The organism is Faecalicatena faecalis (assembly GCF_012524165.2).
In the GTDB taxonomy this organism is placed as follows: Bacteria; Bacillota; Clostridia; order Lachnospirales; family Lachnospiraceae; genus Faecalicatena_A; species Faecalicatena_A faecalis.
Map to the genome: position 1 here is coordinate 39,131 of NZ_JABACJ020000028.1, position 23,429 is coordinate 62,559.

Genomic DNA, 23,429 nt, shown 5'->3' on the forward strand with positions numbered 1-23,429 from the left:
TCAGGAGTTATTTGGCATAATAGACAGAGATTCGGAATGAGATAGAGATAACGGTGAATTATGGGCGCAACGGATAAACTAAAAAAGAAGGCAGCAGACAACCAAAAGTTAGGTTCTGCCATAGATAAAGTACGAAAAGTAGTAAAAGAGAAAAAAGGTATCGTGATTTTATTGATAGCCGCAGTCATTATAGCCATAGCTGTGACTGTGGTTATTAATGTGAATAAAGGAAATTATGAAGTGTTGTTCCCCGGCATGAGCCAGGAGGAGAATTCAGAGATATATGCGGTCCTGCAGAGCAGGGATGTTGATGTCAAAAGGAATGCAGACGGAGAAGTCATGGTGAAGTCCAGTAAGGCGGGCGATATCATGCTTGATATGTCTGCTTTAGGGTATCCGAAAACGACCCTGCCTTTTGACATTTTTTCTGATAATACGGGATTTACGACCACAGAATTTGAGAAGAAGCAGTATTTGCTCCTGAACCTTCAGGATCGAATCGAACGGACATTAAAGGATATGTCCGGAGTGAAGAACGCAATTGTGACCTTGAATGTGCCGGACGACGGTACTTATGTATGGGAAGAGGAGGAGTCCAGCAGCACAGGATCCGTTTCCTTGACTCTGACGCCTGGATATGAGCTTTCATCGGAGAAGGTTTCCGCGATCAAGAATCTGATTGCGGACAGTGTACCGAATCTTCTGCCGGAGAATGTCACCGTTGTCAATGCAGATACAATGCAGGAATTTGAGGCGGATAGCTCTGTGTCTGACGAACTGGATGGGATCGAACGGCTGGATTTTGAATCCAAGGTAGAGTCCAGGCTGACAAAGAAAATCGAGAATGTATTATCTCTCGGCTATTCCCCGGATCAATACCGTGTTTCAGCAACGGTCGTGATTGATTATGACAAGATGATCACGGAGGATTATAAGTATGTGCCGGAGAAGGATGGAAAAGGGATTGTCGAGCACAGTGTAGAAAGCAATTCGGCGAATGGGACAGGCAATGCTGCAGGCGGTGTCGCAGGAGAAGAGAACAACACGGATGTGCCGGATTATACAGCAGAGAACGGTGACAATAATGCGAACAGTAAGAATAATGATTACTACCGTGAGATGGATTATGTGATCAGTTATATTAAGAAGCAGATCGAAAAGGATAATGTAAAGCTTGAGAAGGCAACAGTCGCAATTGCGGTCAATGACAGTGATTTGACCGAGGCAAAGCGCAACGCAATCATTAACTCAGCATCTAAAGCGGCGAATATCGCTCCAGAGGATATTGTTGTGACTGGATTTAACCAGTCGCAGAAGACGAGTGAACCGACCCAGGCGGTCAGCGGATTCTTGGATAGATTCAAGGGAATCAATCCATGGATACTGATTGGGGCAGGCGTTGGAATTCTGCTTGTTATCATTCTCATTGCTGTACTGGTACACCGTTCCCATAAAAAGAAGGACGCAGAGGAAGAGCAGATTTTTGCAGATGAGAGTCTGGATTCTACAGGAATCCTGGAACGTGCCCAAAGTGATGCGGTTGAGAACCTAATCAAGAGTGAGCAAAAGAGACCAAAGAGCCCGTCAGAGGAAGTAAAGGCATTTGCCAAGACCAACCCGGAGATTACTGCTGCGATGATCAGTTCCTGGTTAAAGGAGGATGAATAAGAGATGGCAGAGGTAAAGAGAAGGGCAGCGGAAAAAGCTGCAACTGTGATTACAATGCTTGGTTCTGAATATGCCTCCGAAGTTTTTAAATATTTAAAGGAAAGTGAAGTAGAACTGATTTCGGTGGAATTGTCCAGGATGCCGAAGATCAAGGACGATGAGCTGCAGGAGATCGCGAGGGAGTTCCATGACTGCTGTATGGCACAGAAGGTGATTACAGAGGGCGGACAGGATTATGCCAAGGAAGTATTGGAGAAGACATTCGGACAGCAGCAGGCGCGCAACCTCATGGAGCGGGTGAATAAAGCGCTTAAGACAAAGTCTTTTTCATTCTTGAGGAAAGTGGATTATAAGACGCTTATGACGGTGATTCAGAATGAGCATCCGCAGACGCTTGCATTGATTTTATCCTATGCAAGCCCGGATCAGGCATCCAGGATCATTGAGAACCTTCCGAGGGAGATTCGGACCGACGTAGTGGAACGTGTCGCGAAGATGGACCGGGCGGTCCCGGGAATCGTCAGAATCGTGGAGCAGGTCGTGGGAAGCAAGCTGGATACTTCGGCTTCCGAGGAGATGATGGAAGTCGGCGGTCTCAATTATGTGGCTGATATTATGAATAATGTGGATCGCAGCACTGAGAAAGATATCTTCGAGGAGCTCTCTTTGAAGGATGCACCGTTGGCGGACAGTGTCAGAAAGCTGATGTTCGTGTTCGAGGATATCGCATTCCTCGATCCGATGTCCATTCAGCGTTTTATCCGCGAGGTGGATTCCAAGGACTTAGCAGTAGCTTTAAAGGCGACCAACCAGGATGTCTCCAACGCGATTTTCTCCAATATGTCATCCAGAATGCGGGATTCAATCCGTACCGATATCGAATATCTGCATAATATCCGTATGAGTGACGTGCTGGAAGCACAGCAGAGGATCGTATCGACCATCCGCAGGCTGGAGGAGAGCGGAGAACTTGTTATCACCAAGGATGGAAAGGATGATTTCATTGTTTAGAGTGATCAAATCAGAAGAGACGATTTTCGAGCGGAATCGGATCGAATTATATAAAGACGGGACAGATGGTTTTGTGGAAGAGGCTGAACCGCAGGGAGTGAACCATCCCGATTATGTGGAAGCAGAGGTCAGGCAGATTTATGAGGAGGCGAGGCAGCGGGCGAATCAATCGGCTGCGCGTATCTTAGAGGGGGCCTATGCAAAGCGGGATAAAATCGTCAGTACTGCGGAGGAGGATGTCAAAAGAGTCCGGCAGAAGGCAGTTAGAGAAGGCTATGAAGCAGGACTTTTAGAGGCGGCAGCCAAAAGCGGCAGGCTGTTGGAAGAGATGCAGGGCGCAGTGGGAGAGATCCGGGAGACAGAAGAACGGAACATGGAGCTTTTAAGTGATGAAATCATCGGATTGTCCCTTTCCATGGCAGAGAAGATTCTACATAAACGTTTAGAAGAGAACGAGGATGAATTAAGGGAGCTCGCACATGCGGTGATTCAGTCTGAAAAGGATAAGAAGCATATTCATCTACAGGTATCTAATCGGATGATGAGACTTGTAGAGCAGATGGATCAGGAGCTCGAGCAGGTCCGGGAGCGTTACCAGAGCACCATTAAAGTGAAGGCGGTGCCGATGCCTCCGGGAACTTGCCGGGTAGAGACAGAAGATGGAATCACAGATGCATCGGTATATGTGCAGCTTGAGAATCTGCGGGAACAGTTGGAATTACTGATAGAAGAGGGATAGCCGGGGCGGTTTTATGGACATAAAGATGATCAGGAATACAATAGAAAATGCAAGCCTGTATACCCAGATGGGCAGGATCGACAAGATTGTCGGCATGACCATTGAGGCGACGGGCCCGTCCTGTAATATAGGGGATGTGTGCGAGATCGAGGCGCCCAAAGGTGAGGAACACTTCTACGCTGAGGTGGTAGGCTTCCGGGAAAATAAGGTCCTGCTGATGCCTTATGACGAGATGGAGGGCATCGGATACGGCAGCGCGGTAAAGAATACCGGGGATAAGCTTCGGATTCCAGTGACCAATGCTCTAATAGGGCGCACGGTAGATGCCTTGGGAAGTCCCATTGATGGGAAAGGTCCAATCCAGGGAGAACGCTATTATCCCATCACTGGTCATCCATCGAACCCGATGGAACGTCCCAGGATCGATACCCCGATTCAGCTTGGCGTGAAAGCGATCGATGGCCTATTGACCGTTGGAAAGGGGCAGAGAATCGGAATCTTCTCCGGTAGTGGAGTCGGGAAAAGTACCCTGATGGGGATGATCGCCAAGAATGTGAAGGCCGATGTCAATGTCATTGCACTGGTAGGTGAGAGAAGCCGTGAGGTGGTAGAGTTCATCCATAAGGATCTAGGCGAAGAAGGCATGAAACGAACCGTCCTGGTGGTCGCGACTTCCAATCAGTCCGCGATGATGCGTTCTAAATGCACCATGACTGCGACCACCATTGCAGAGTACTTTAAGGATCAGGGGATGGATGTTCTTCTGATGATGGATTCCCTTACCCGGTTTGCCATGGCACAGCGGGAGATCGGGTTAAGTATCGGGGAACCGCCTGTTGCACGAGGGTATACCCCTTCTATTTATTCGGATCTTCCGAAGCTTCTGGAGAGATCCGGGAATTTTAAGGAAGGATCGATCACAGGAATCTACACGGTGCTGGTAGAGGGCGATGATACGAATGAGCCGGTCTCCGATACCGTGAGGGGAATTATAGATGGACACATCATGCTGTCACGTAAAGTGGCGATGTCCAACCGATATCCGGCGATTGACGTGTTAGCCAGTATCAGCCGTCTGATGAATGATATTGTACTGCCGGAGCATAAAGAGGCGGCCTCTCGTTTTAGGAAGATGCTTTCCTTATATGAAGCGAATTTTGACCTGATTTCAATTGGAGCATATAAGAAGGGCTCTAATCAGGAATTGGATGAGGCGATTGCACGGATCGAGAGTCTGTACGATTTCCTGAGGCAGAAGGTGGATGAGAGTTACACATTGGACGAGACGGTGATTAAGCTGATCAGTCTGGTGGAATAGGAGGAGTTCTGTGAAAAAGTTTCAGTTTTCTCTGGGGAGGATGTTGAATTTTCAACAGCAGAACCTGCAGAAGGAAAAGAATCTGATGGGTCAGATGATGGAAGAAAAGCGCGGGTATGAACGGCAGAGGGAACGTATGACATCACAGCTAGAGGATATACATGCCGAGATGGATGAGGAGATCAGGAAGGGAACCACGATTTTCCAAATCCGGGCATTTACGATTATGATAGAGAATGGAAAGCTTCAGTTGGAAGGAATCAAGCGGAAGCTGCAGATTTTGGAAGCGGAGATTGAACGGCAGCGTGAGGTTGTCGTGGAGGCTTCCAGGGAAGTCACTAAGCTGGAGAAGCTCAGGGACAAAAAGTTAGAGGAATACCGCTATGCCGAAGCAAAGGAGCAGGAGAACACCGTGTCTGAACACGTCTCCGGCAAGTTTGTGAGGGAGAGCGTTTCCTAATAGAAGTTTTTAGCAGCAATGAGACAAAAACGTCATAAAAGAAAGGCAGGTGAGAAGAGAATGAAGATGCAGAATGTGAACAGCGTAGATGCGTTCACAGGAAGAAAAGGTACAGCAGGGACAAGAACACAGTGTCAGGAAAACGGTTTTATGGATATTCTGAACATGAGAATCCAGAAAGAAAACCAAAAAGGCAGCTTTGATGTACAGGCAGAAAGGCTGTCAGGGCAGAAACGCCGTATTGGGTCCGATCAGAGCCATGAGTCAAAGAAAGCCCTTGAAAAGCTTAATAGGCAGCAGGAGAAGGCGGCCTCAAAGGAGACACAAAAGGCTGAGAAGAATGCAGAAAAAGTTACAGAAAATGCCAGCATAGAAGGGGCCATACATGGAAAAGAAACCGAACCAGATCAGGTGAAAGAGGCTCAGAAGACAGGGGCTGTACAGCCAGAGCAAGAAGTCAGGGAGGCTGCAGTGGAAGCTGCTGCGACAGTAGCAGAAGCTGGAATCCAGAGGATTACCGGACAGGGAATAGGGACAGCAGATGTACTTACAGATGGATCGGCAGCAGTTCAGGCAGTGCTTCAAGGCACAGAGTCTGGGGTCCAGGGAACACAGGATGGAGGAGTTTTACAGACGGAACTTAAGCTCCAGAATCAGACAGAGGGCATCAATGTGACGGAAAGTCCGAAGGAGACCCAGATATCAGGTGGAGTCCTTTCCGAGGCAGAAGGCTTAGGTGCAAATCCGGCATCCGATTCGGGGACACTTAAGACAGCAGGTGTTCGGGATGGACAAGCAGGCTCTGAATTACAGAAGACAGGGCAGACAGACGTGCCAGGAGAGAAACTGACCACAGATCAGGCGGCAGGACAGTTATCTGGAAAGCAGGAAGGATGTAAAGCCGGGCAACAGGAAGGTACAGAAGGCGGTACAGGCAGAAACGGTGGGGAATCCTTAACAGACCAGGCGGCACTGCTGAAACAGATGTCAGCCAAAAACAGTGTGACCCAGGTACAGGAAAGCACTGAAAAGGCTGGCAAAAGCACCAGTGTGGAGGACCTTCAGAAGTATGTGGATGAGCAGATATTTGCCAATCCAGGAGAGCTTGCATCCAGAAGTCTGTCAGGAACTTATGAAGTCGGACAGATGAAGCAGACAGAGACAGCACAGCCTATTATGGAGCAGTTCAAATCGGGGATTGAGCAGGGAATCACCAAGAATCTGGATACTTTTACGATTCGCTTAAAGCCGGAGGGACTGGGAGAGATTCTGATCCATATGGAGCATGCGGGAGGCAGGATCGCCATGAGCATTGGTGTAACGAATGCAGAGACACAAAAGCTGCTGACCAGCGAGATGATAAACCTCAAGGAGATGTTAAAGCCTCTGAATGCGGAAGTAAAGGAAATCTACCAGAGTCAGACAGAGAATTTTGACATGATGACTTATCAGCAGAATCTGTTCCATCAGAACCGAAACCTGTTCTACGCAGGGAAGAGCGGTCGAATCCAGCACTATGGAGGTACAGAGGAAGAAGTAAGTGAGGCAGCCGCAGAGATAGGAATACAGGGTGTACCGGACCCAGCAGTATATGCGTCTGGAAGCTGGAATGCGTATGTGTAAGGAGGAAATATGCCATTAGATATGTCGGGAATTACTTCCCAGGATAGATTGAACCAGACAGGTAATGTGATCGATGCAGTCTATGCGGATCCATCGGAACAGGATGTGTCCATTGATGATTTTCTAAATTTGATGGTAGCACAGCTTCGAAATCAGGATTTTATGAATCCGGTGGATGATACGCAGTACATGGCTCAGCTTGCACAGTTCACCACACTTCAGCAGATGCAGGAGATGTCCTATAATTCTAAGACGACATTTCTGACATCCCTGATCGGGAAAAACGTGGTAGCGGCAAAGCTGAATGTGAACGGTGATTTGGACCGGACAGAGGGAGTTGTGGATAAGGTGTCGTTTGTAGACAACAAGTTCATGTTCTATATCGGCTCACAGGGATTTACCATGGATCAGATCATGCAGGTCACAGAAAGGGCCCAGTCAGGCGGCGATGGGCAGGACAACGCAGAGAAAGAGAATCATACAGACAATGATGAGAGAAAGGAGGAAAATGATGGATCCGCTTCTGTATAACAAACGGCTGCAGTCACCGATCTATACCGGAGCAGTACCGCAGGCACAGCAGAATCAGGGGACACAAAAGGGTGCAGAAGGAGAGGAGAGTATTTCTTTCCAGGAAGTCCTTAAGCAGAAGGTCAGACAGGAAAGCAGAATCGAGTTTTCCAGACATGCGATGGACCGTGTCGTACAGAGAAATGTAAATGTATCAACAGAACACATGGAGCGTCTGAATGAGGGTGTCAGGCTTGCGGAAGAGAAGGGGCTCAAAGAACCACTGATTCTTGTGGATTCCACAGCGTTTGTGGTCAGTGTGAAGAATAACAAGGTGATCACCGTAGTGAATGATGAGAACTTAAAAGGAACAGTTTTTACCAATATTGATGGGACCGTTATGATATAGCCGGACCTTTTGGAGGCTATCCCCATCCCGAATGACGGACGGATGGGGCGGTTAGAAAGGAAAAAATTATGTTAAGATCTTTATACTCAGCAGTGTCTGGAATGAAGTCACACCAGACCAGGCTGGATATCATAGGCAATAATATTGCCAACGTTAATACCTATGGATTTAAGTCAAGCCGTGCAAGATTCCAGGATGTCTTTTACCAGACTTTATCCAGTGCAACGGCAGGTACAGCGACACAGGGAGGTACCAATGCAAGTCAGGTCGGATATGGATCACAGATGGGCGGTATCGACCTGAACATGGGACGTTCCGCATTCCAGAGTACGGACAATGCACTGGACCTTGCAATCGCAGGGGATGGATTTTTCCAGGTCATGGATGCTGATGGAAACATCTTCTATACAAGGGCAGGAGTGCTCAATATCGACCCTAACGGCAACCTGATAGATGCCAATGGTAATATCGTACTCGGTGTTTCCGGGAACCCTCTTGGACGTGAAGGCTCCAGTGAACGAATTCAGCTTACAGTACCAGATGTGGAGCCGACAAGGGCTTCCTGCAATGAGACGATCAATGAGATTGGCTTTAAGATCACCGCTGAGAATACAACGGATGCAGGAAATATCATCATCAATTTCCTGAAAGATACATCTCTCCCAGATGGTTCTGATATTGTGGTGAATCCAAGTGAGATCACGAGCAGTTCAATCACGGTGAGAGTGAATGAGTCTGCTATATTTACGGATTTGGAGGATGTGGCAGATAAGATGAATAAGGCAATCACATCTGCGAATGGCGGACCACATCCGGCAGGCAATTTCACGATTCAGGCCATACCAGATGAGAACCTTTTCCCGGCAGGCGGACTGACCGGAGAAGAAATCTGCGGTACGAATTTTAACATCAAGGAAGGCAGTGTCACACTGCCGGATAAACTTAAGACAAAAGGAATCTTCGGAAGCATGATGCCGAAATCTGTCAGCATAGATCCTCCATTCACAGGAGAGGGGGATATGGTATACAATGCTTACTATAATAAGGCAACAGATACGGCCCCGGCGAACTGGACGATCACTGCAGAGGTCGGAGGCAAGCTTTACACTGGTATTGTGACATCCAACAGTACGACTGCGAAGTCTGTACTATTAAAGAATGAAGATGACGGAGACTATATCGAGATGAGCCATCCAGGATTTTCAGCCATTTCAAGTGCATGGAGAAAGGACACTGGCAATACAGGAGAGCCGGAAGACCAGACAACGACTCCGGCATTCCATGAGGTGACTGGTCTGAGGGCGAAGCCATCTACCCAGTCACAGGATATCGGTTTGAAGTCCTTTAAACTGGAGCTCGGCAATGCAGGTGGGCCGCAGACAATTGGAAGCTGTTCCATTTCCATTACTTCTACGGGCGTGATCGAGGCGACACATCCGAACCTTGGAAAATGGCAGATGGGAAGAATCGACCTGGTTACATTCGAGAACCCGGCCGGTCTGGAAGAGGTTGGAAACTCTTATTTTGCAGCGACAGCCAATTCCGGAAACGCCACCAGTACGTCGCCAGGAACAGGGGGCTCCGGGGCAATCAAGGGCTCTGCATTGGAGATGTCCAATGTAGATATATCCAGTGAGTTCTCAGATATGATCATCACAGAGAGAGGATTCCAGGCAAACTCCAGGATCATCACCGTTTCCGACGAAATCCTGAATGAACTTGTAAATCTGAAGCGTTAATCCTAGTTTGGATTCTAGGTTATAAGGTGTTGGAGGAAGCAGCATTAGAGAAAGCAGCATAGGAGGAAGACGATGATTACATTGACGAAGTTGAACGGGGAAGAGTTTATTCTGAACTGTGATCTGATAGAGACAGTCCTTGGGAATCCCGATACGGTCATCACACTGACGAATGGGAGGAAGATGATCGTAAAGGAGACGCCGGGAGAAGTGACAGATAAGGTGCTTGAATTTCGGCGGAAGATTTTTACAGGATTGTTCAATACACAGGGGTAAGGAACAATAAGAGAACGGCAGGAGGCAAATTATGGATATAATGTCTATTTTGGGGATAATCGTAGCAATCGGGTTTGTGACCTTTGGTATGGTCTTTGATACGGAGACGATGCACTTTATGTTTTCGAATCTAAAGGCATTCCTGGATCCGACCAGTTTTGCAATCACAGTAGGAGGTACCATCGGTGTGCTGATGATCTCCTTCCCGGCAAAGAATTTTAAGAAGATCGGGAAGCATTTAAAGATCGTGTTCAAGCCGGAGAAATACGATACAGCACAGTATATCGATCAGATTGTTGAGATTGCAAAGGAGGCCAGGATGAAGGGCCTGCTTTCCCTGGAGGATAAGCTGAATGATATCCAGGACCCATTTTTACATAACAGCCTGCTTCTTGTCGTGGACTCTGTAGATCTGGAGAAGGTTAAGAACCTGATGGAGACGGAGCTCACCCAGTTAGATGAGAGGCACGCACTGGACCGGGAATTCTACGAACGCGGCGCCTCGGCGGCACCGGCCTTTGGTATGATCGGTACTTTGATCGGTCTGATCCTGATGCTCGGCAATATGTCAGATGTGGACAAGCTGGCACAGGGCATGGCCGTGGCACTGATTACCACACTGTATGGTTCTTTGCTTGCCAATGTAATCTTTACGCCGATGGCAAATAAATTAAAAGCCAGGCACGATGAAGAGTTCCTGTGCAAGACGCTGATCATGGAGGGCGTCATTGCAATCCAGGAGGGGGAGAACCCCAAATTCATCGAGGAGAAGCTATATAAGCTGCTTCCGGCAACGCAGATGAAGCTGATGGAAGGCGAAGGAGAAGGAATCCCGGAAGACGGGAAACCAAAGAAAAAGAAGAGAAAAAGAAAAGAGAAACAGGAGCCAGTGAAGGAATAGCCAATCACAGGTCTTTAGAAAGATAGGTTTTAAGAATAACTAGGAAAGATAAGAAGGAGTTTTCTATCATGCCGAATGCACAGAATATCACAGAAGTAACAGGCGAGAATGTATTTTATGAGATGACGGGTGTCTATCAAGAGGCGGCCGCAAAGGCGATGTCCTCGATTATGAGGACGCAGATCACGGTCACACAGCCGGAGGCTTCCCATATAGAGCTAAAGAATGTGGAGTACATGCTTCTGGAGCCGGCGATCTTCGTGAAAAGCTGTCTGACATCCCAGGTGGCAGGCACGGAGCTGTTAATTTTCCGACAGAGGGACATCCAGATTTTCTTAAATAAGCTGATGGGAATTGATGAACTGGCGAGCCCGGATTTCGTATTCGATGAGATTTCTTTAAGTGCGGCCAATGAGATCATGAACCAGATGGTACACAGTGCAACTGAGGCGATGGCAGCCTATTTAGGGAATACGATGAAATCCTCGGATTGTGTATTGACGACATCGGAGGATATACAAGGTCTTCCGGAGGTGATGGGGGAAGATCCAGATTCGACAGTCATGGTCATCAGCCACAAGATGAATATCGACGGAATGATAGACAGCGAATTCCTGCAGGTGGTATCCGCAGAGGCACAGGAGAGCATCCAGGAAGAAATCAAGGCAAAGAAAGAACAGCTTATCAAGGATGCACAGGAAGAACAGAAGATGAAGGAAAAGGCAGAAAGTATTCGAAACGTTCCCATGGGGGATATCAATGTGGCAGGAACAGGAGGTTTTGCAGGAACGAAGGTGAACTTCCAAAAAGGTGCTGGTACACAGGACAGTGTGATTCAGGATATTCCTTACAAAAGTAACCTGGGACTGATCATGAATGTACCCTTGAATGTGACGGTAGAGATCGGACGTGCGAAAAGGAAGCTCAAAGAAGTCTTAAGCTTTGACAGCGGCACTGTAGTGGAGCTGGAGAAGCAGGCAGACGCACCTGTAGACATCATTGTCAACGGACAATTGATCGCCAGAGGCAACGTAGTTGTGATCGACGATAATTTTGGAGTCCGCGTGACAGAAATTGTAAACAAGACGAACATCTTTGGAAATGGTGAGTAAAGTTGAAAAGATTTAATTACGTGCTGACAGCCGGGGTGATTGGGATCATCTTCCTGATCATCCTACCGCTGCCTACATTTATCCTGGATTTTATGTTTATATTTAATATCTCATTGTCATTTCTGATTCTGTGTATGACATTGTATATCAAGGAGCCACTGGAATTTTCTATCTTCCCGTCCATCCTTTTGATCACGACACTCCTTCGACTGGGGCTGAATGTATCGTCCACAAGAAGGATTCTGTTCGATAATGGATACGCAGGTCAGGTCGTTAAGACATTCGGAGAATTCGTGATCCGGGGAAATGCTGTAATTGGATTCATCATCTTCCTCATTATCGTGCTGGTTCAGTTCATTGTTATTACTAAGGGCTCCGAGCGAGTCGCAGAGGTCGCAGCCAGATTCACGCTGGATGCCATGCCGGGAAAACAGATGGCCATTGATGCAGATCTGAATTCCGGACTGATCGATGAGCAGGAGGCACGGGAGAGACGTTCTAAAATACAAAGAGAAGCAGACTTCTTTGGTTCTATGGATGGTGCGACCAAGTTCGTTAAGGGAGATGCCATCATATCCATTATCATTACCGTAATTAACTTTATCGGTGGTCTGATCGTGGGATTCATGAACCAGCAGGGAAGTTTTAGTGAAATCATGCAGATCTACACTACAGCGACCATCGGAGACGGGCTGGTATCCCAGATACCGGCACTTCTGATCTCTGTGTCCACGGGTATGATCGTGACCCGTTCCGCATCTCAGAATAATCTGAGTGAGGAACTCAGCAGCCAGTTCCTGGCACAACCGAAGGTCATGATCATCGCCGGATGTGCGGCAGCGTGCCTGAGTTTTATCCCGGGATTCCCGGTGGTGCAGATTCTGGTCATAGCGGGAGCACTGATTGCCCTCGGAATCGTTGTACAGCGCAGACAGACCGCAGCTTTGGAGGCGGCGGCACCGTCACTTGTGGAGGCGGAGGTACAGAGTGAGGCTTCCTATTATAAAAATGTGGAAAATATATATGGCTTGTTAAATGTAGAGCAGATCGAGATGGAATTCGGTTACAGCCTGATACCTCTCGTGGATGAGAGCAGCGGCGGCAACTTTATCGACCGTGTTGTCATGTTCCGAAAACAGATGGCGATGGAGATGGGATTTGTCATTCCGTCTGTCCGGTTGAAAGACAGCGGACAGCTCAACCCGAACCAGTACAGCATTATGCTAAAGGGCGAGGAGGTAGCCCGAGGAGATATCCTGACCAATCACTATCTGGCGTTGTCTCCGGGAGATCATGCAGAAGAAATCACAGGAATCGATACCATTGATCCGGCATTCCACATTCCGGCAAAATGGATCAGCGAGGATAAGAAGCTGCAGGCGGAGATGGCAGGCTATACACTGATCGATCCGACCTCGGTCATCATCACGCATCTATCAGAGGTCATCAAGCAGCATCTTCATGAATTGCTGAACCGTCAGGAGGTCAATAACCTTCTGGAAAACTTAAAGAAGACGAATGAGATGATCGTCAATGAGACAATCCCGGACATCATCTCCGTGGGGAATCTCCAAAAAGTTCTGGCAAATCTCCTTCGTGAGGGCGTGCCGATCAAGGATATGGAGACTATTATTGAGACATTGGGCGATTATGGAATGCAGACCAAGGATACGGATATGTTGACAGAGTATGTGCGCCAGGCTTTGAGAAGAACCATTTCGCATCGTTTTTCAGAAGCCGGACAGATGAAGGTGGTCAGCCTCGACGAGAAGATCGAGAATCTGATCATGGCCTCTGTGAAAAAGGTAGACACCGGGTCTTATCTGACACTGGAGCCTATGACGATTCAGCAGATCATCAGCTCTGCGACAGAAGAAATCAATAAAATAAAGGAATTGGTGAGTGTTCCGATTATACTGACCTCACCGGTGGTACGGATTTATTTCAAGAAATTATTAGACCAGTTCTATCCAGATGTAGCGGTAGTATCGTTCAGTGAGATAGACAACAATATACAAATACAGGCACTGGGGAGCATCAGGCTTCCTTAAAGTGAGGTGAATAAGATGCCGGCTGTTATGGAAAAACAGACAGTATCGACAGGAAAAACAGAGGAACACCAGAAGTTAGAGGAGTACTTAAGGACGGATGATGTAGACCTGCGCAACGAGCTTCTGATGGATTATCTGTACATAGTACGGCGGGCGGCCGTGCAGCTTCGGGGAATTTTAAAAAGCTCTGTGGAGGAGGAAGACCTGATCAACCAGGGAGTCCTGGCACTGATGGAATGTCTGGAGCGCTATGACGGCACCAGGGGAGCAAAGTTCGAGACCTATGCCTTTATCCGGGTGCGGGGAGCGCTGATCGATTATATCCGTAAGCAGGACTGGATTCCGCACCGGACCAGGCGGCTTGGAAAACAGATCGACCAGGCTTACATGGAGGTCGCCAATGAAAAGCTGCGGGAGCCATCCATGGAGGAGGTCGCCAGGCACATGGAGATGCCCGTGGAAAAGTTAGATCAGAATATAGAAGTCATGAATCATTCCGTCATCCTGTCTTTTGAAAATGTACTACAGGATCTGGCAGCATTTTCAATGAAAAGTGAACCTGCCAGCATGGATCTTTCCATCCGTCCGGAGGCCAGCTTGTTCCAAAAGGAGATCAGGCGGGTATTGGCAGAGGCCATCGATACATTGACAGAGAAGGAACGCCTGGTCATTACTTTATATTATTATGAGGAATTAAAATATGCACAGATCGCGGAGGTCATGGGCGTTGGTGAATCCAGAGTGTGCCAGCTCCATACGAAAGCGATTTTGAAACTGAAGATAAAACTGGAAGAATACAGGAAAGGGTGATATGATGTTTTCAGGATTTTATACGGCTGCATCGGGAATGTTGATGAACCAGAGGCGGCTGAATGCGGTTTCCAATAATATGGCAAACCAGAATACACCCGGTTATCAGGCAAAAAAAGTGATAGGAACGACCTTCGATGAGGAACTCCTTAGGCAGCAGGGCGGCATAGAGACCAATATCGGCGGAGGTTCTCCTATTGCCATTGTGGCAGAGGAGGCCATTGACTTTACACAGGGGAATCTGAAAGAAACGAATCGTCCATATGATATGGCGATCAGTGGGAACGGATTCTTTGTGATCCAGGGAGAAGGGCAGGAATACCTGACCCGGAACGGCAATTTTGACAGGGATAATGAGGGATATCTGGTCCTTCGGGGCGTAGGACGCGTCCTGGGAGATGACGGCCCGATCAAAGTAGATAACGGATTTTTTAATGTGGGTTCTACAGGCGGCGTGTTTTCAGAGAATGGACAGCTTTTGGGCATGCTTCGGGTGGAAGAGCCTGCCGATTATGATGCACTGGTCCAGAATGACAACGGGACTTATACATCCGGCGGTCAGACAACGAGAGTCTATCCTACAGTCAGCCAGGGAAGGCTGGAGGCTTCGAATGTCAACCTGGGTAAAGAGATGACAGATGCCATGAGTGTGCAGAGGGCGTTTCAGTCCTGCGGTAAAGCGCTCACCATCATTGATCAGATGAACCAGAAGACGGCTTCAGAGATCGGGAAGCTTTAGAGGAGTTTGTTTCAGCAGAAGCAGAAAGGACAAAGATAGATGAATGTAGCATTTTATTCAGCCGCGGCCGGGATGCTGGCATGTCAGGAGAAGCTGGATGTCACGGCCAATAATATGGCGAATGTGAATACAACAGGCTATAAAAATATGGAAGTCTCCTTCCAGGATCTGATGTATACAGATATGAATACCAAGGCGGAAGGTGAGCACAAGACAGGTCATGGCAGCCACGTGGCTGGCGTGGATTCTGTGTTTTTGCAGGGGGTACTGGAGAAAACAGACAGGCCGCTTGATTTTGCAGTCGCAGGAAAGGCATATTTTGCAATTGATGATGGCAGCGGGACGACTTCTTATACAAGGGATGGGTCCTTTCGTATCGGTATGAGTCAGGGGGCGCCATATCTGATGAACGCCGTCGGCGGGTTCGTGCTGGACGGCAACGGGAATAAGATTCAGGTCCCGGTCCTAAAAGGAACGACAACGCCGGATGTGAATGCACTGAAAGGGCAGATTGGTCTCTATACGTTTGAAAATCCTTCCGGGCTTACGATGATGGGCAATAACCTTTGTCGTGTGAGTGAGAATTCAGGGACCGCAGTGTCTGTGAAGAGTTCGGAGGGGCACTGGCTCGTGAGCGGCGCATTGGAAGCCTCCATGGCAGATACGGCCACGGAGATGATTCATGTCATTGAGTCACAGCGTGCGCTTCAGATGAATGCCAGGATCGTGACTTCCGCGGATGAAGTAGAAGAGATGATTAATAATCTCAGGTAAAGCATAGAGTACGTCAGAAGAAAGACAACGGGCAGGAGGTGCATGGATGGACAACAGGTATGACAATGACAGTGATTATGATTCTATGATTGAGACAGTAGAAGACTGGAATGACGCGGATATGGAACGGAAAAAGGAGGCGGCCTCCTATATGGACGGTAGCGCTCAGCCAGAATTGACAGAAAAAGATATCCTAGGTGATATGTTCGATGACTGGGATGATGATCTGGAATTGGAGGAAGAGGAAGGCGAGGCAAAGGACGAAGCAGAGCCCGAACTGGAACCCGAGTCGAAGGATGCCTGCGTGGAATTGACCGTGCAGGATGACAAGATGGCCGCCATGATCTTTGTGTCCGAGCCTGAGGGAAACGGACAGGATGTTACAAGACAGATGATATTGGACGCCCTGAATAAAAAAGGCATCGTGTACGGCGTAGATTCCAAGAGAATTAACGAGATCGTAGAGAAGAAGGCCTACAGGCAGATGTTCCAAATTGCAGAGGGGAAACCTCCGATTGACGGAAAGAATGGACGGATCAAAGATTATTTTCCCAGGAAAAGAGAATTAAAGTTCGCCCAGACAGGAAACGGCGGGATTGATTTCAAGACCATGAATCTGATCCATAACGTGAAAAAGGGTGATGTTGTCTGTGAAATCAGCATGCCCGAGGAGCCATTGGATGGAATCGATGTATTCGGCAGACCAGCACCCGGAAAGCGGGGCAAGATGCCGCCCATCCCACAGGGAAGGAATATTGTATATTCGGAGAAAAAGGATAAGCTCCTTACGGGCTGTGAAGGCAATCTGACCTTCCGCAATGGCCGTTTCCATGTGGAAAATGTGTACGAAGTTGCAGGAAATGTGGATAACTCTGTCGGAAATATCAATTTTACAGGAAGTGTCTACATCCACGGGGATGTGTTCGAGGGATATTCCGTGAAGGCAAAAGGTGATATTACCGTAGTGGGAATGGTGGAAGGTGCGGAATTGATTGCAGGTGGTGATATCCTTCTCCACAAGGGAATGCGCGGTATGAAGACGGGCATCCTAAAGTCCGGTGGGAATGTGACCGGAAAGTTTTTGGAGGACTGCACAATCTATGCGAAGGGAAATGTGGAAGCGGAGTATATCATCAACTCCCAAGTCTCCTGTGAAAAGGACGTGATTCTTGCGGGAAAAAAGGGGGCCTTTATCGGGGGACGGTGCGCTGTGTGTAATACGATGCGCGTCAAAGTGGTGGGAGCAATGAGCCATGTCCCGACAGAAGTGATCCTGGGAGTCACGCCGGAACTTCTGGACCGTATGGAGCAGACCAAGCAGGAACTGGCAGAGGTGACGAAGAAGCTGATCGACTGCAAGAAGGATATGGATTATCTGACCGCGAAGCAGCAGGCCGGGACCATCACAGAAAAGCAGAAGCACAGCCTCAATGACTTAAAGATCAGGGAACCTGTGAACAAGATGATGCTAAAGCAGTTAAGGAAGCGTCTGGCGGAGATGAACCAGCGAATCCAGGAAGTGGGAAAAAGCCGTCTTGTGGCGGATATCGTCCATGAGGGGACGGTCATCCGTATTGGGAATGCAGCGTTGACGATTAAAAGGCAGGAGGAATGCTGCTCTTTCTATCTCGTGAATGGGGAGATACAGAAGGGAATGCGTTAAAAAATACAGGAAATCAAAAGGGGGAAAGGGAAGATGGCGGACATATTAAAAGTAACAGCGCCTATGGTCAGTAAAAATGTGATTCAGACCAATAAAGCGGCGCAGGACCCGTCGGTTCCCTTTGACCTTCAGGAAATCAGCCATATTGTGAGGAATAACCAGTCCAGTGAACTGTTAGGCCAGCATAATGTCTACCAGAATGAGACTGGCTCCGCGGTCCTGATGAATTTGTTAAAGGACCCTGACGTCACTGTGAATTATTTGAAAAATATTTACATGCTGGAGGAAATTATCAACCTGCTCCCAGTGAATAATAACACCGTGACTCAGGAGATACAGCAGCTTTTTCAGTCTCTTTTGATTCAGCCGGAACAGATCGTGGAGGAACTGATGCGGCAGGAATTTTCTTCCACTTTGTTTAAAGGTGAGCTGTTTGATTTTCTGCGTGGGATGCTGCATGAGACACCGGGCATCAGGCAGGAAGTGGCAGAGCTTTTAAAGGCCATGAATGGAATCTTATCCAGACAAGATGTCTTGGATTCTGCGGCCAATAATCTGGATTTTTTGTCCGATCAATTGACCGGGAGCAGTACCCTGTCAGCAAAGCTTGCGGAATTAGCAGCCAGGGCGAGATACCCCATGAGTGATGAAGAATTCCAGCCTCTCAAGCAGAATATCCTGCAGGTGTTAAAAGAAGTAGAGGGAAGTATTCTCTACAGCCCTCAGATGGAGAAGGTCGTTCCCATCATCATTTACAATCTGTCCCGTTATCAGGACAATCCCCAATGCCTGAATGAGGCGCTGCTGAATGTCTTAGTACACGTGAATGGACGGGAGAATAAGGAAGAACTCAAAGCATTGGTCTTAGAATATCTGGAAAGATATCAGAATGGCGAAGCACAGGAAAACCGTTCTCGTATCATGAGTGTTCTTGCACAGATCATCGGGAAACAGGATCAGGAGACAGATATCACCAGTCTCAATGGGGATAAGATCGAGAAGATTATCATTAGTCTTCTATCCTCTCCTTGCAACTATACACCGCTATTGCATTTTGTGATTCCTCTGTCCTACCACGATATGACAGCCTTTTCGGAATTGTGGGTAGATCCGAATGACTATCAGGAGACGAAGGAGGGGACAACACGAGGGATACACGTGCTGATTACCTTTGATATCGAAGGGATTGGACAGTTCGAGGCGGAATTTTGGATGGCGGGAGATTATCTGAAGTTCTATCTGTTCTGTCCGAAAGAATATCATCGTGTATTTTCAGGCTTATATGGGACCTTTGAGAAAATCATTCAGGAACACGGTTACCATCTGTCAGAGATCAAGATTGACCAGATGGAGAAGACGCGCTCCCTGATGGATGTATTTAAAACATTACCGTACAAAAGGACTGGTGTGGATGTCAAAATATAAGAAAAATAAAGCTGCTGCGTTGAAATACAATGCAGAGGAGGATGCCGCTCCGGTGGTGATTGCATCCGGGTATGGAACAGCAGCGGAAAAAATCATAGATATTGCAGAGAAAAAAGGAATCCCGGTCTTTAAAGACGACAGCGCAGCATCCATGTTATGTATGATGGAGGTGGGAAGCAATATTCCTACAGAGCTGTATGAGGTGGTGGCGGCAATCTACTGTAAGCTGATGGAGACTTCAGAGCAGATCAAAGGAAATGGAAGCACCACGGCAAGAAAAAGCAGTCGTACCGGGGGAACGAAAAGCGGTGTGAGGGCAAATCTCACAAGCGGGAAGAAAAGGAAAGACGCGGAGGAATAGAAAATGCCAATCTTAGAAGATGCATACGTAGGGGCATCCTGTGTAATTAAGACGAAAAGTAATGATCTTCTGACAATGGGGACACTGCAGAAAATCAAGGAATCTTATCTTGATATCAGTAATACGAGAAATGAATTGCCGGAGATTCCCTATAATATGCTGGTAAAAATAGAAATTTATAATTCCCAGATTGGTTTTCGGGTACTGCTTGGCAGTGTCTATATATCCTCGTCCAAACTTGTGAGGATCATCAATCTGAGTGAAGCCGCTGCATCTGAAAAAAGAGAGTTCTTTCGGATCAATGTCCGGGAGTATGGCTATCTCTACGATGAGAATGCGGATGAATTCGAGGTGGAGCTTGTAGATATCAGCCTGGGAGGGCTTTTATTCAAGAGTAAGAGGGAGTATTCAATTGGAACCTATCTGACTATCCGAATCCCTATCCTGGGGAATACGAACGCATTCCACTGCATTGTTCGCAGGCACGTGGAATTTGATAAGGGATATATGGGATGTGGATGTGAATTCACAGAATTGACTATGCTGCAGGAGGATCAGCTTTATAAATTTATGCTCAAAAAGCAGAACGACCAGTTGAAACGAGTTCGCTAGAGGAGAACACAGATGAAGAAGAATAGCAGAGGAACGAGTCCCCACAGGACAAGGCACCTGATGATCTATACCTTTCTACTGATTCTGGTGCTCCTCTATTTTGCTTCCAGACAGCAGAGACTTACCATGGAAGGACAGCAGAAGGTAGAGGATGCGAAGAAGCAGGTATCGGTGCTGGAACTGAAAAAAACAAAAGAGAAGCCGTCCCCGGATTCAGGGGATGCTCTTGTCTTGGAACAGGAAGAAATGTGGAGTCTGATACTGACCAATGAAAGCCATCCGGTACCGGAAAATATCAATATTCAGCTAAAGAAGATCGATGGGACCGAAGAATCCGTGGATGAACGGGTCTACGGACCTTTGATGAAAATGCTGGCTGAGATGAGGCAGCAGGGGATGGACCCGATCGTATGCTCCGGCTATCGGACAAAAGAAAAGCAGACAGAGCTGTATCAGCAGCAAATTCAGGAGTTCATCGACCAGGGGCACCCGGAAAAGGAAGCGGAAGAGCTGGCGAAAAAAGAAGTCAGTGTGCCACAATCAGGAGAACACAGGCTGGGCCTTGCTGTGGATATCTATTCAGGCGGTCATTTGGCTCTGGATGTGGGATTTGCAGATACACCGGAGGGCATCTGGCTGCGTGAACATGCAAGTGATTACGGATTTATCCTGCGTTATGAACAAGGGAAAGAGAATCAGACAGGAATCAATTACGAGCCGTGGCATTTCCGATATGTGGGCGTAAAAGCGGCCCAGTATATGAAAGAACATGGACTGTGCCTGGAGGAATTTTATCTGGATCAGGGATTATATGGGTAAAAATAGATAAAAACAAGATGGGAAATTTGTGAATATTGACGGTAAAGAGTTTGGGATTTGGTCCGATAATAATAACAGAGCGGTAAGATTGGAACATTTTGCCGGCTCACTGTCGGACAGGGCCCGTCTGGCAGAACACATTAATAAAAGGGAAATGGAATTCCCGGAATCAAATTACATGGAGGTAATGATATGAGGATTCAACACAACATTATGGCGTTAAACTCACACCGTCAATTAGGAATCAACAATTCCAACATCGCAAAATCTTTGGAGAAATTGTCATCCGGTTACAGAATCAACCGCGCAGGCGATGATGCAGCAGGACTTGCTATTTCTGAGAAGATGAGAGCACAGATCAAAGGTCTCAATGCAGCATCTGACAACTCACAGGATGCGATTTCATTAGTACAGACAGCAGAAGGTGGATTGCAGGAAGTTCATTCCATGCTGAACCGTATGATGGAACTTGCTACAAAATCATCCAATGGTACTTATACAGATGATGTAGACCGTCAGGCTCTGCAGGATGAAGTTAGTGCATTGAAAGATGAGATTAACCGTATTGCTGATAGTACTAATTTTAATGGAATCAAACTGCTGGATGGTTCGATGGGAGTTGGAACAACAGGCGTTGTAGTAGCTGGTACAGCGGCTAATCTGGATGCCGCTTCTAATCCAGTAAACTTTACATTTGAAGCACCGGAAGGTTATACAATTGAAATTAAGCAGGATACTGCTGTTGCTAAAGCAGGAACTGCAACTTGGGGAGCAGGTGCAAATAGTAAAACACTGACACTTACTTTGAAAACTGGCGAAGAGTATACACAAGCTGATTTAGACAAGCTGATTAATGGTATGTCAGGAACACCAGCAGAAGCAGCAGGTAAAATAAAACTTACGATTGATAATGGGTTTAAAACAGGCGCAGCAAATAATAGTATCGTTGCAGCTGCGGATGGTAAAGCAAAAGCGGCTAAAAAAGCTACTGTTGATTCAGTTAATGGAAAATTAACAGTTACGGCCAACAAGGCTGGTATAAACACAAGTACTCTTACAATCTTGGCTGCTGGTAACAAGGGGGTTACGGTAGATGCAACTAATGGTAATACATCGGTTGTGTTAGAAGCAGGAAAAGAGTATAGTGCCAGTGAACTGAATGATCTGCTGTCAAAGGCGGGGGCAGGTATGTCGGTTTCATTCGAAGGAAAAATGAGTGCGGCCGATTTAGCAGTTGAAACAAACGGTGGTTTGGCTCTTGATCATGGTGCAGGTATTGCTGCCGGCGGTGGTCTTACACTTCAGATTGGTGATACAAATGATACATGGAATGAGTTGGATTTAAGCATTGCAGATATCCATGTAACAGCGCTTGATTTAAATAGTGTTGACATCAGTACAAGAGAAGGCGCATCCGCTGCGATGGGCAAGATTAAAACTGCTATTAATACAGTATCGACTCAGCGTGGTAAGTTAGGTGCCATCCAGAACCGTCTGGAACACACCATTAATAACCTGGGTGTTACAACTGAGAACATCACAGCAGCTGAGTCTCGTATCCGTGACGTAGACATGGCTAAGGAAATGATGGAATTCACAAAGAACAGCGTTCTGATGCAGTCTGCACAGGCAATGCTGGCACAGGCAAACATGCAGCCACAGTCTGTATTACAGTTATTACAGTAAGTTTAAATGTGTTGAAGGAGGAAAAGCACCGCGCCGCGGTGCTTTTCTTTTGAAGTATAATAGATGGATTACTGTATTTAAATGCTAAAATGCTGGGGTGAAAGTATTTTGTCAAAAATGTGTTTAGTGGGATGAATTACTACAGGTTAGGTAGGTTAAGTTTATAGAACTTTTATTTGCTATATCACTCAATCTATGTAAGAATAGAATTAAATCACACAGAAAGCAGTTCCGTATGAGCTGTTTTATGTTTCTTCTGATTATCATATCTGGCGTTAGGATTCTAGGCAGGCTAGCTTGCCATCAACAGGGTTATGTTCTATAATATTCTTAAAAGTATCCCCAAAGATTCCACCAAAGGAAGTACCAGAAAAGGTTATACACAGAGTTCATAGAGACTGTTTTCTGAAAAAATATGAAAATTCAGGAGGAAGTTTTATGAACACAAGAGAAAAATTGGAACCAAACAGACTGTACAAGGACAGAGTATTCAGGATGTTGTTCTCAGAAAAGGAGCGTTTACTAGAACTGTATAATGCGTTGAACGGTACACAGTATACGGATTCAGAAGAATTGGAAATCACTACCTGGGATGATGTCCTGTATATGCGGATGAAGAATGAGTGCGACAAGAAGCGGCTTCTTCCTAGGCACTTTAGTATAGAAATAAAATCTATTATCCCAGTGACAGGGATATTTCCGTCCAAAACTGCGTCGTGGGTA

22 protein-coding genes and 1 pseudogene are annotated in these 23,429 nt (G+C 47.0%); all 23 read left to right on the forward strand.

Features of this window, described 5'->3' with window-relative positions; genetic code table 11:
- Positions 1-60 precede the first annotated feature (60 nt).
- A complete protein-coding gene (gene fliF, locus HGO97_RS20305) occupies positions 61-1,668 on the forward strand; it encodes a flagellar basal-body MS-ring/collar protein FliF (protein ID WP_216244732.1) in 1,608 nt (535 codons plus the stop codon).
- Between the two features lie 3 nt (positions 1,669-1,671).
- Positions 1,672-2,679 carry a flagellar motor switch protein FliG gene (gene fliG, locus HGO97_RS20310; protein ID WP_216244736.1) on the forward strand — a complete coding sequence of 336 codons (1,008 nt, stop codon included), beginning with the start codon at positions 1,672-1,674 and terminating at the stop codon, positions 2,677-2,679.
- The gene (locus tag HGO97_RS20315; RefSeq protein WP_216244738.1) at positions 2,663-3,418 is read left to right on the forward strand and encodes a FliH/SctL family protein; all 756 of its coding nucleotides are present in this window, start codon (positions 2,663-2,665) and stop codon (positions 3,416-3,418) included. Before fliG ends, HGO97_RS20315 begins: the two co-directional genes overlap by 17 nt.
- Before the next feature lie 13 nt (positions 3,419-3,431).
- Entirely contained in the window at positions 3,432-4,736 is a 1,305-nt protein-coding gene (gene fliI / locus HGO97_RS20320; protein WP_216244740.1) for a flagellar protein export ATPase FliI, read from the forward strand.
- A 10-nt stretch (positions 4,737-4,746) separates the two neighbouring features.
- Entirely contained in the window at positions 4,747-5,196 is a 450-nt protein-coding gene (gene fliJ / locus HGO97_RS20325; protein WP_216244741.1) for a flagellar export protein FliJ, read from the forward strand.
- An 18-nt stretch (positions 5,197-5,214) separates the two neighbouring features.
- The gene (locus HGO97_RS20330) at positions 5,215-6,819 is read left to right on the forward strand and encodes a flagellar hook-length control protein FliK (RefSeq protein ID WP_216244743.1); all 1,605 of its coding nucleotides are present in this window, start codon (positions 5,215-5,217) and stop codon (positions 6,817-6,819) included.
- Between the two features lie 9 nt (positions 6,820-6,828).
- Positions 6,829-7,350, forward strand: a complete 522-nt coding sequence (locus HGO97_RS20335) for a flagellar hook capping FlgD N-terminal domain-containing protein (RefSeq protein ID WP_216244750.1) — start codon at positions 6,829-6,831, stop codon at positions 7,348-7,350.
- Complete coding sequence (locus tag HGO97_RS20340) at positions 7,331-7,738, forward strand: TIGR02530 family flagellar biosynthesis protein (RefSeq protein ID WP_216244783.1); 408 nt, start codon at positions 7,331-7,333, stop codon at positions 7,736-7,738. The genes HGO97_RS20335 and HGO97_RS20340 overlap by 20 nt, the downstream gene beginning before the upstream one ends.
- Before the next feature lie 68 nt (positions 7,739-7,806).
- Positions 7,807-9,477, forward strand: a complete 1,671-nt coding sequence (locus tag HGO97_RS20345) for a flagellar hook protein FlgE (protein WP_216244752.1) — start codon at positions 7,807-7,809, stop codon at positions 9,475-9,477.
- 72 nt (positions 9,478-9,549) lie between these two features.
- Positions 9,550-9,753 (forward strand): flagellar FlbD family protein, encoded by a 204-nt coding sequence (locus HGO97_RS20350; RefSeq protein WP_216244754.1) that lies wholly within the window; start codon positions 9,550-9,552, stop codon positions 9,751-9,753.
- A 31-nt stretch (positions 9,754-9,784) separates the two neighbouring features.
- Positions 9,785-10,654 carry a motility protein A gene (locus tag HGO97_RS20355; protein ID WP_216244756.1) on the forward strand — a complete coding sequence of 290 codons (870 nt, stop codon included), beginning with the start codon at positions 9,785-9,787 and terminating at the stop codon, positions 10,652-10,654.
- Positions 10,655-10,722: 68 nt separating this feature from the next.
- Positions 10,723-11,766 (forward strand): flagellar motor switch protein FliN, encoded by a 1,044-nt coding sequence (gene fliN, locus HGO97_RS20360; RefSeq protein ID WP_216244758.1) that lies wholly within the window; start codon positions 10,723-10,725, stop codon positions 11,764-11,766.
- 2 nt (positions 11,767-11,768) lie between these two features.
- Entirely contained in the window at positions 11,769-13,817 is a 2,049-nt protein-coding gene (gene flhA / locus HGO97_RS20365; RefSeq protein ID WP_216244760.1) for a flagellar biosynthesis protein FlhA, read from the forward strand.
- A gap of 27 nt (positions 13,818-13,844) precedes the next feature.
- The gene (locus HGO97_RS20370; protein ID WP_216244763.1) at positions 13,845-14,627 is read left to right on the forward strand and encodes a sigma-70 family RNA polymerase sigma factor; all 783 of its coding nucleotides are present in this window, start codon (positions 13,845-13,847) and stop codon (positions 14,625-14,627) included.
- Between the two features lies 1 nt (position 14,628).
- Positions 14,629-15,366 (forward strand): flagellar hook-basal body protein, encoded by a 738-nt coding sequence (locus tag HGO97_RS20375; RefSeq protein ID WP_246597640.1) that lies wholly within the window; start codon positions 14,629-14,631, stop codon positions 15,364-15,366.
- A gap of 39 nt (positions 15,367-15,405) precedes the next feature.
- Entirely contained in the window at positions 15,406-16,140 is a 735-nt protein-coding gene (locus HGO97_RS20380) for a flagellar hook-basal body protein (RefSeq protein ID WP_216244765.1), read from the forward strand.
- Positions 16,141-16,186: 46 nt separating this feature from the next.
- The gene (locus HGO97_RS20385; protein ID WP_216244767.1) at positions 16,187-17,803 is read left to right on the forward strand and encodes a DUF342 domain-containing protein; all 1,617 of its coding nucleotides are present in this window, start codon (positions 16,187-16,189) and stop codon (positions 17,801-17,803) included.
- A gap of 33 nt (positions 17,804-17,836) precedes the next feature.
- Entirely contained in the window at positions 17,837-19,228 is a 1,392-nt protein-coding gene (locus tag HGO97_RS20390; RefSeq protein ID WP_216244769.1) for an antitoxin, read from the forward strand.
- Positions 19,215-19,589: an EscU/YscU/HrcU family type III secretion system export apparatus switch protein gene (locus HGO97_RS20395; RefSeq protein ID WP_216244771.1), complete on the forward strand. Its 375-nt coding sequence runs from the start codon at positions 19,215-19,217 to the stop codon at positions 19,587-19,589. The genes HGO97_RS20390 and HGO97_RS20395 overlap by 14 nt, the downstream gene beginning before the upstream one ends.
- Positions 19,590-19,592: 3 nt before the next feature.
- Entirely contained in the window at positions 19,593-20,201 is a 609-nt protein-coding gene (locus tag HGO97_RS20400; RefSeq protein WP_216244777.1) for a PilZ domain-containing protein, read from the forward strand.
- Between the two features lie 12 nt (positions 20,202-20,213).
- Positions 20,214-21,020: a M15 family metallopeptidase gene (locus HGO97_RS20405; RefSeq protein WP_216244779.1), complete on the forward strand. Its 807-nt coding sequence runs from the start codon at positions 20,214-20,216 to the stop codon at positions 21,018-21,020.
- A gap of 192 nt (positions 21,021-21,212) precedes the next feature.
- Complete coding sequence (locus HGO97_RS20410; RefSeq protein ID WP_216244780.1) at positions 21,213-22,706, forward strand: flagellin N-terminal helical domain-containing protein; 1,494 nt, start codon at positions 21,213-21,215, stop codon at positions 22,704-22,706.
- 438 nt (positions 22,707-23,144) lie between these two features.
- Positions 23,145-23,429: pseudogene (locus HGO97_RS20415) on the forward strand (hypothetical protein); the annotation flags it as partial.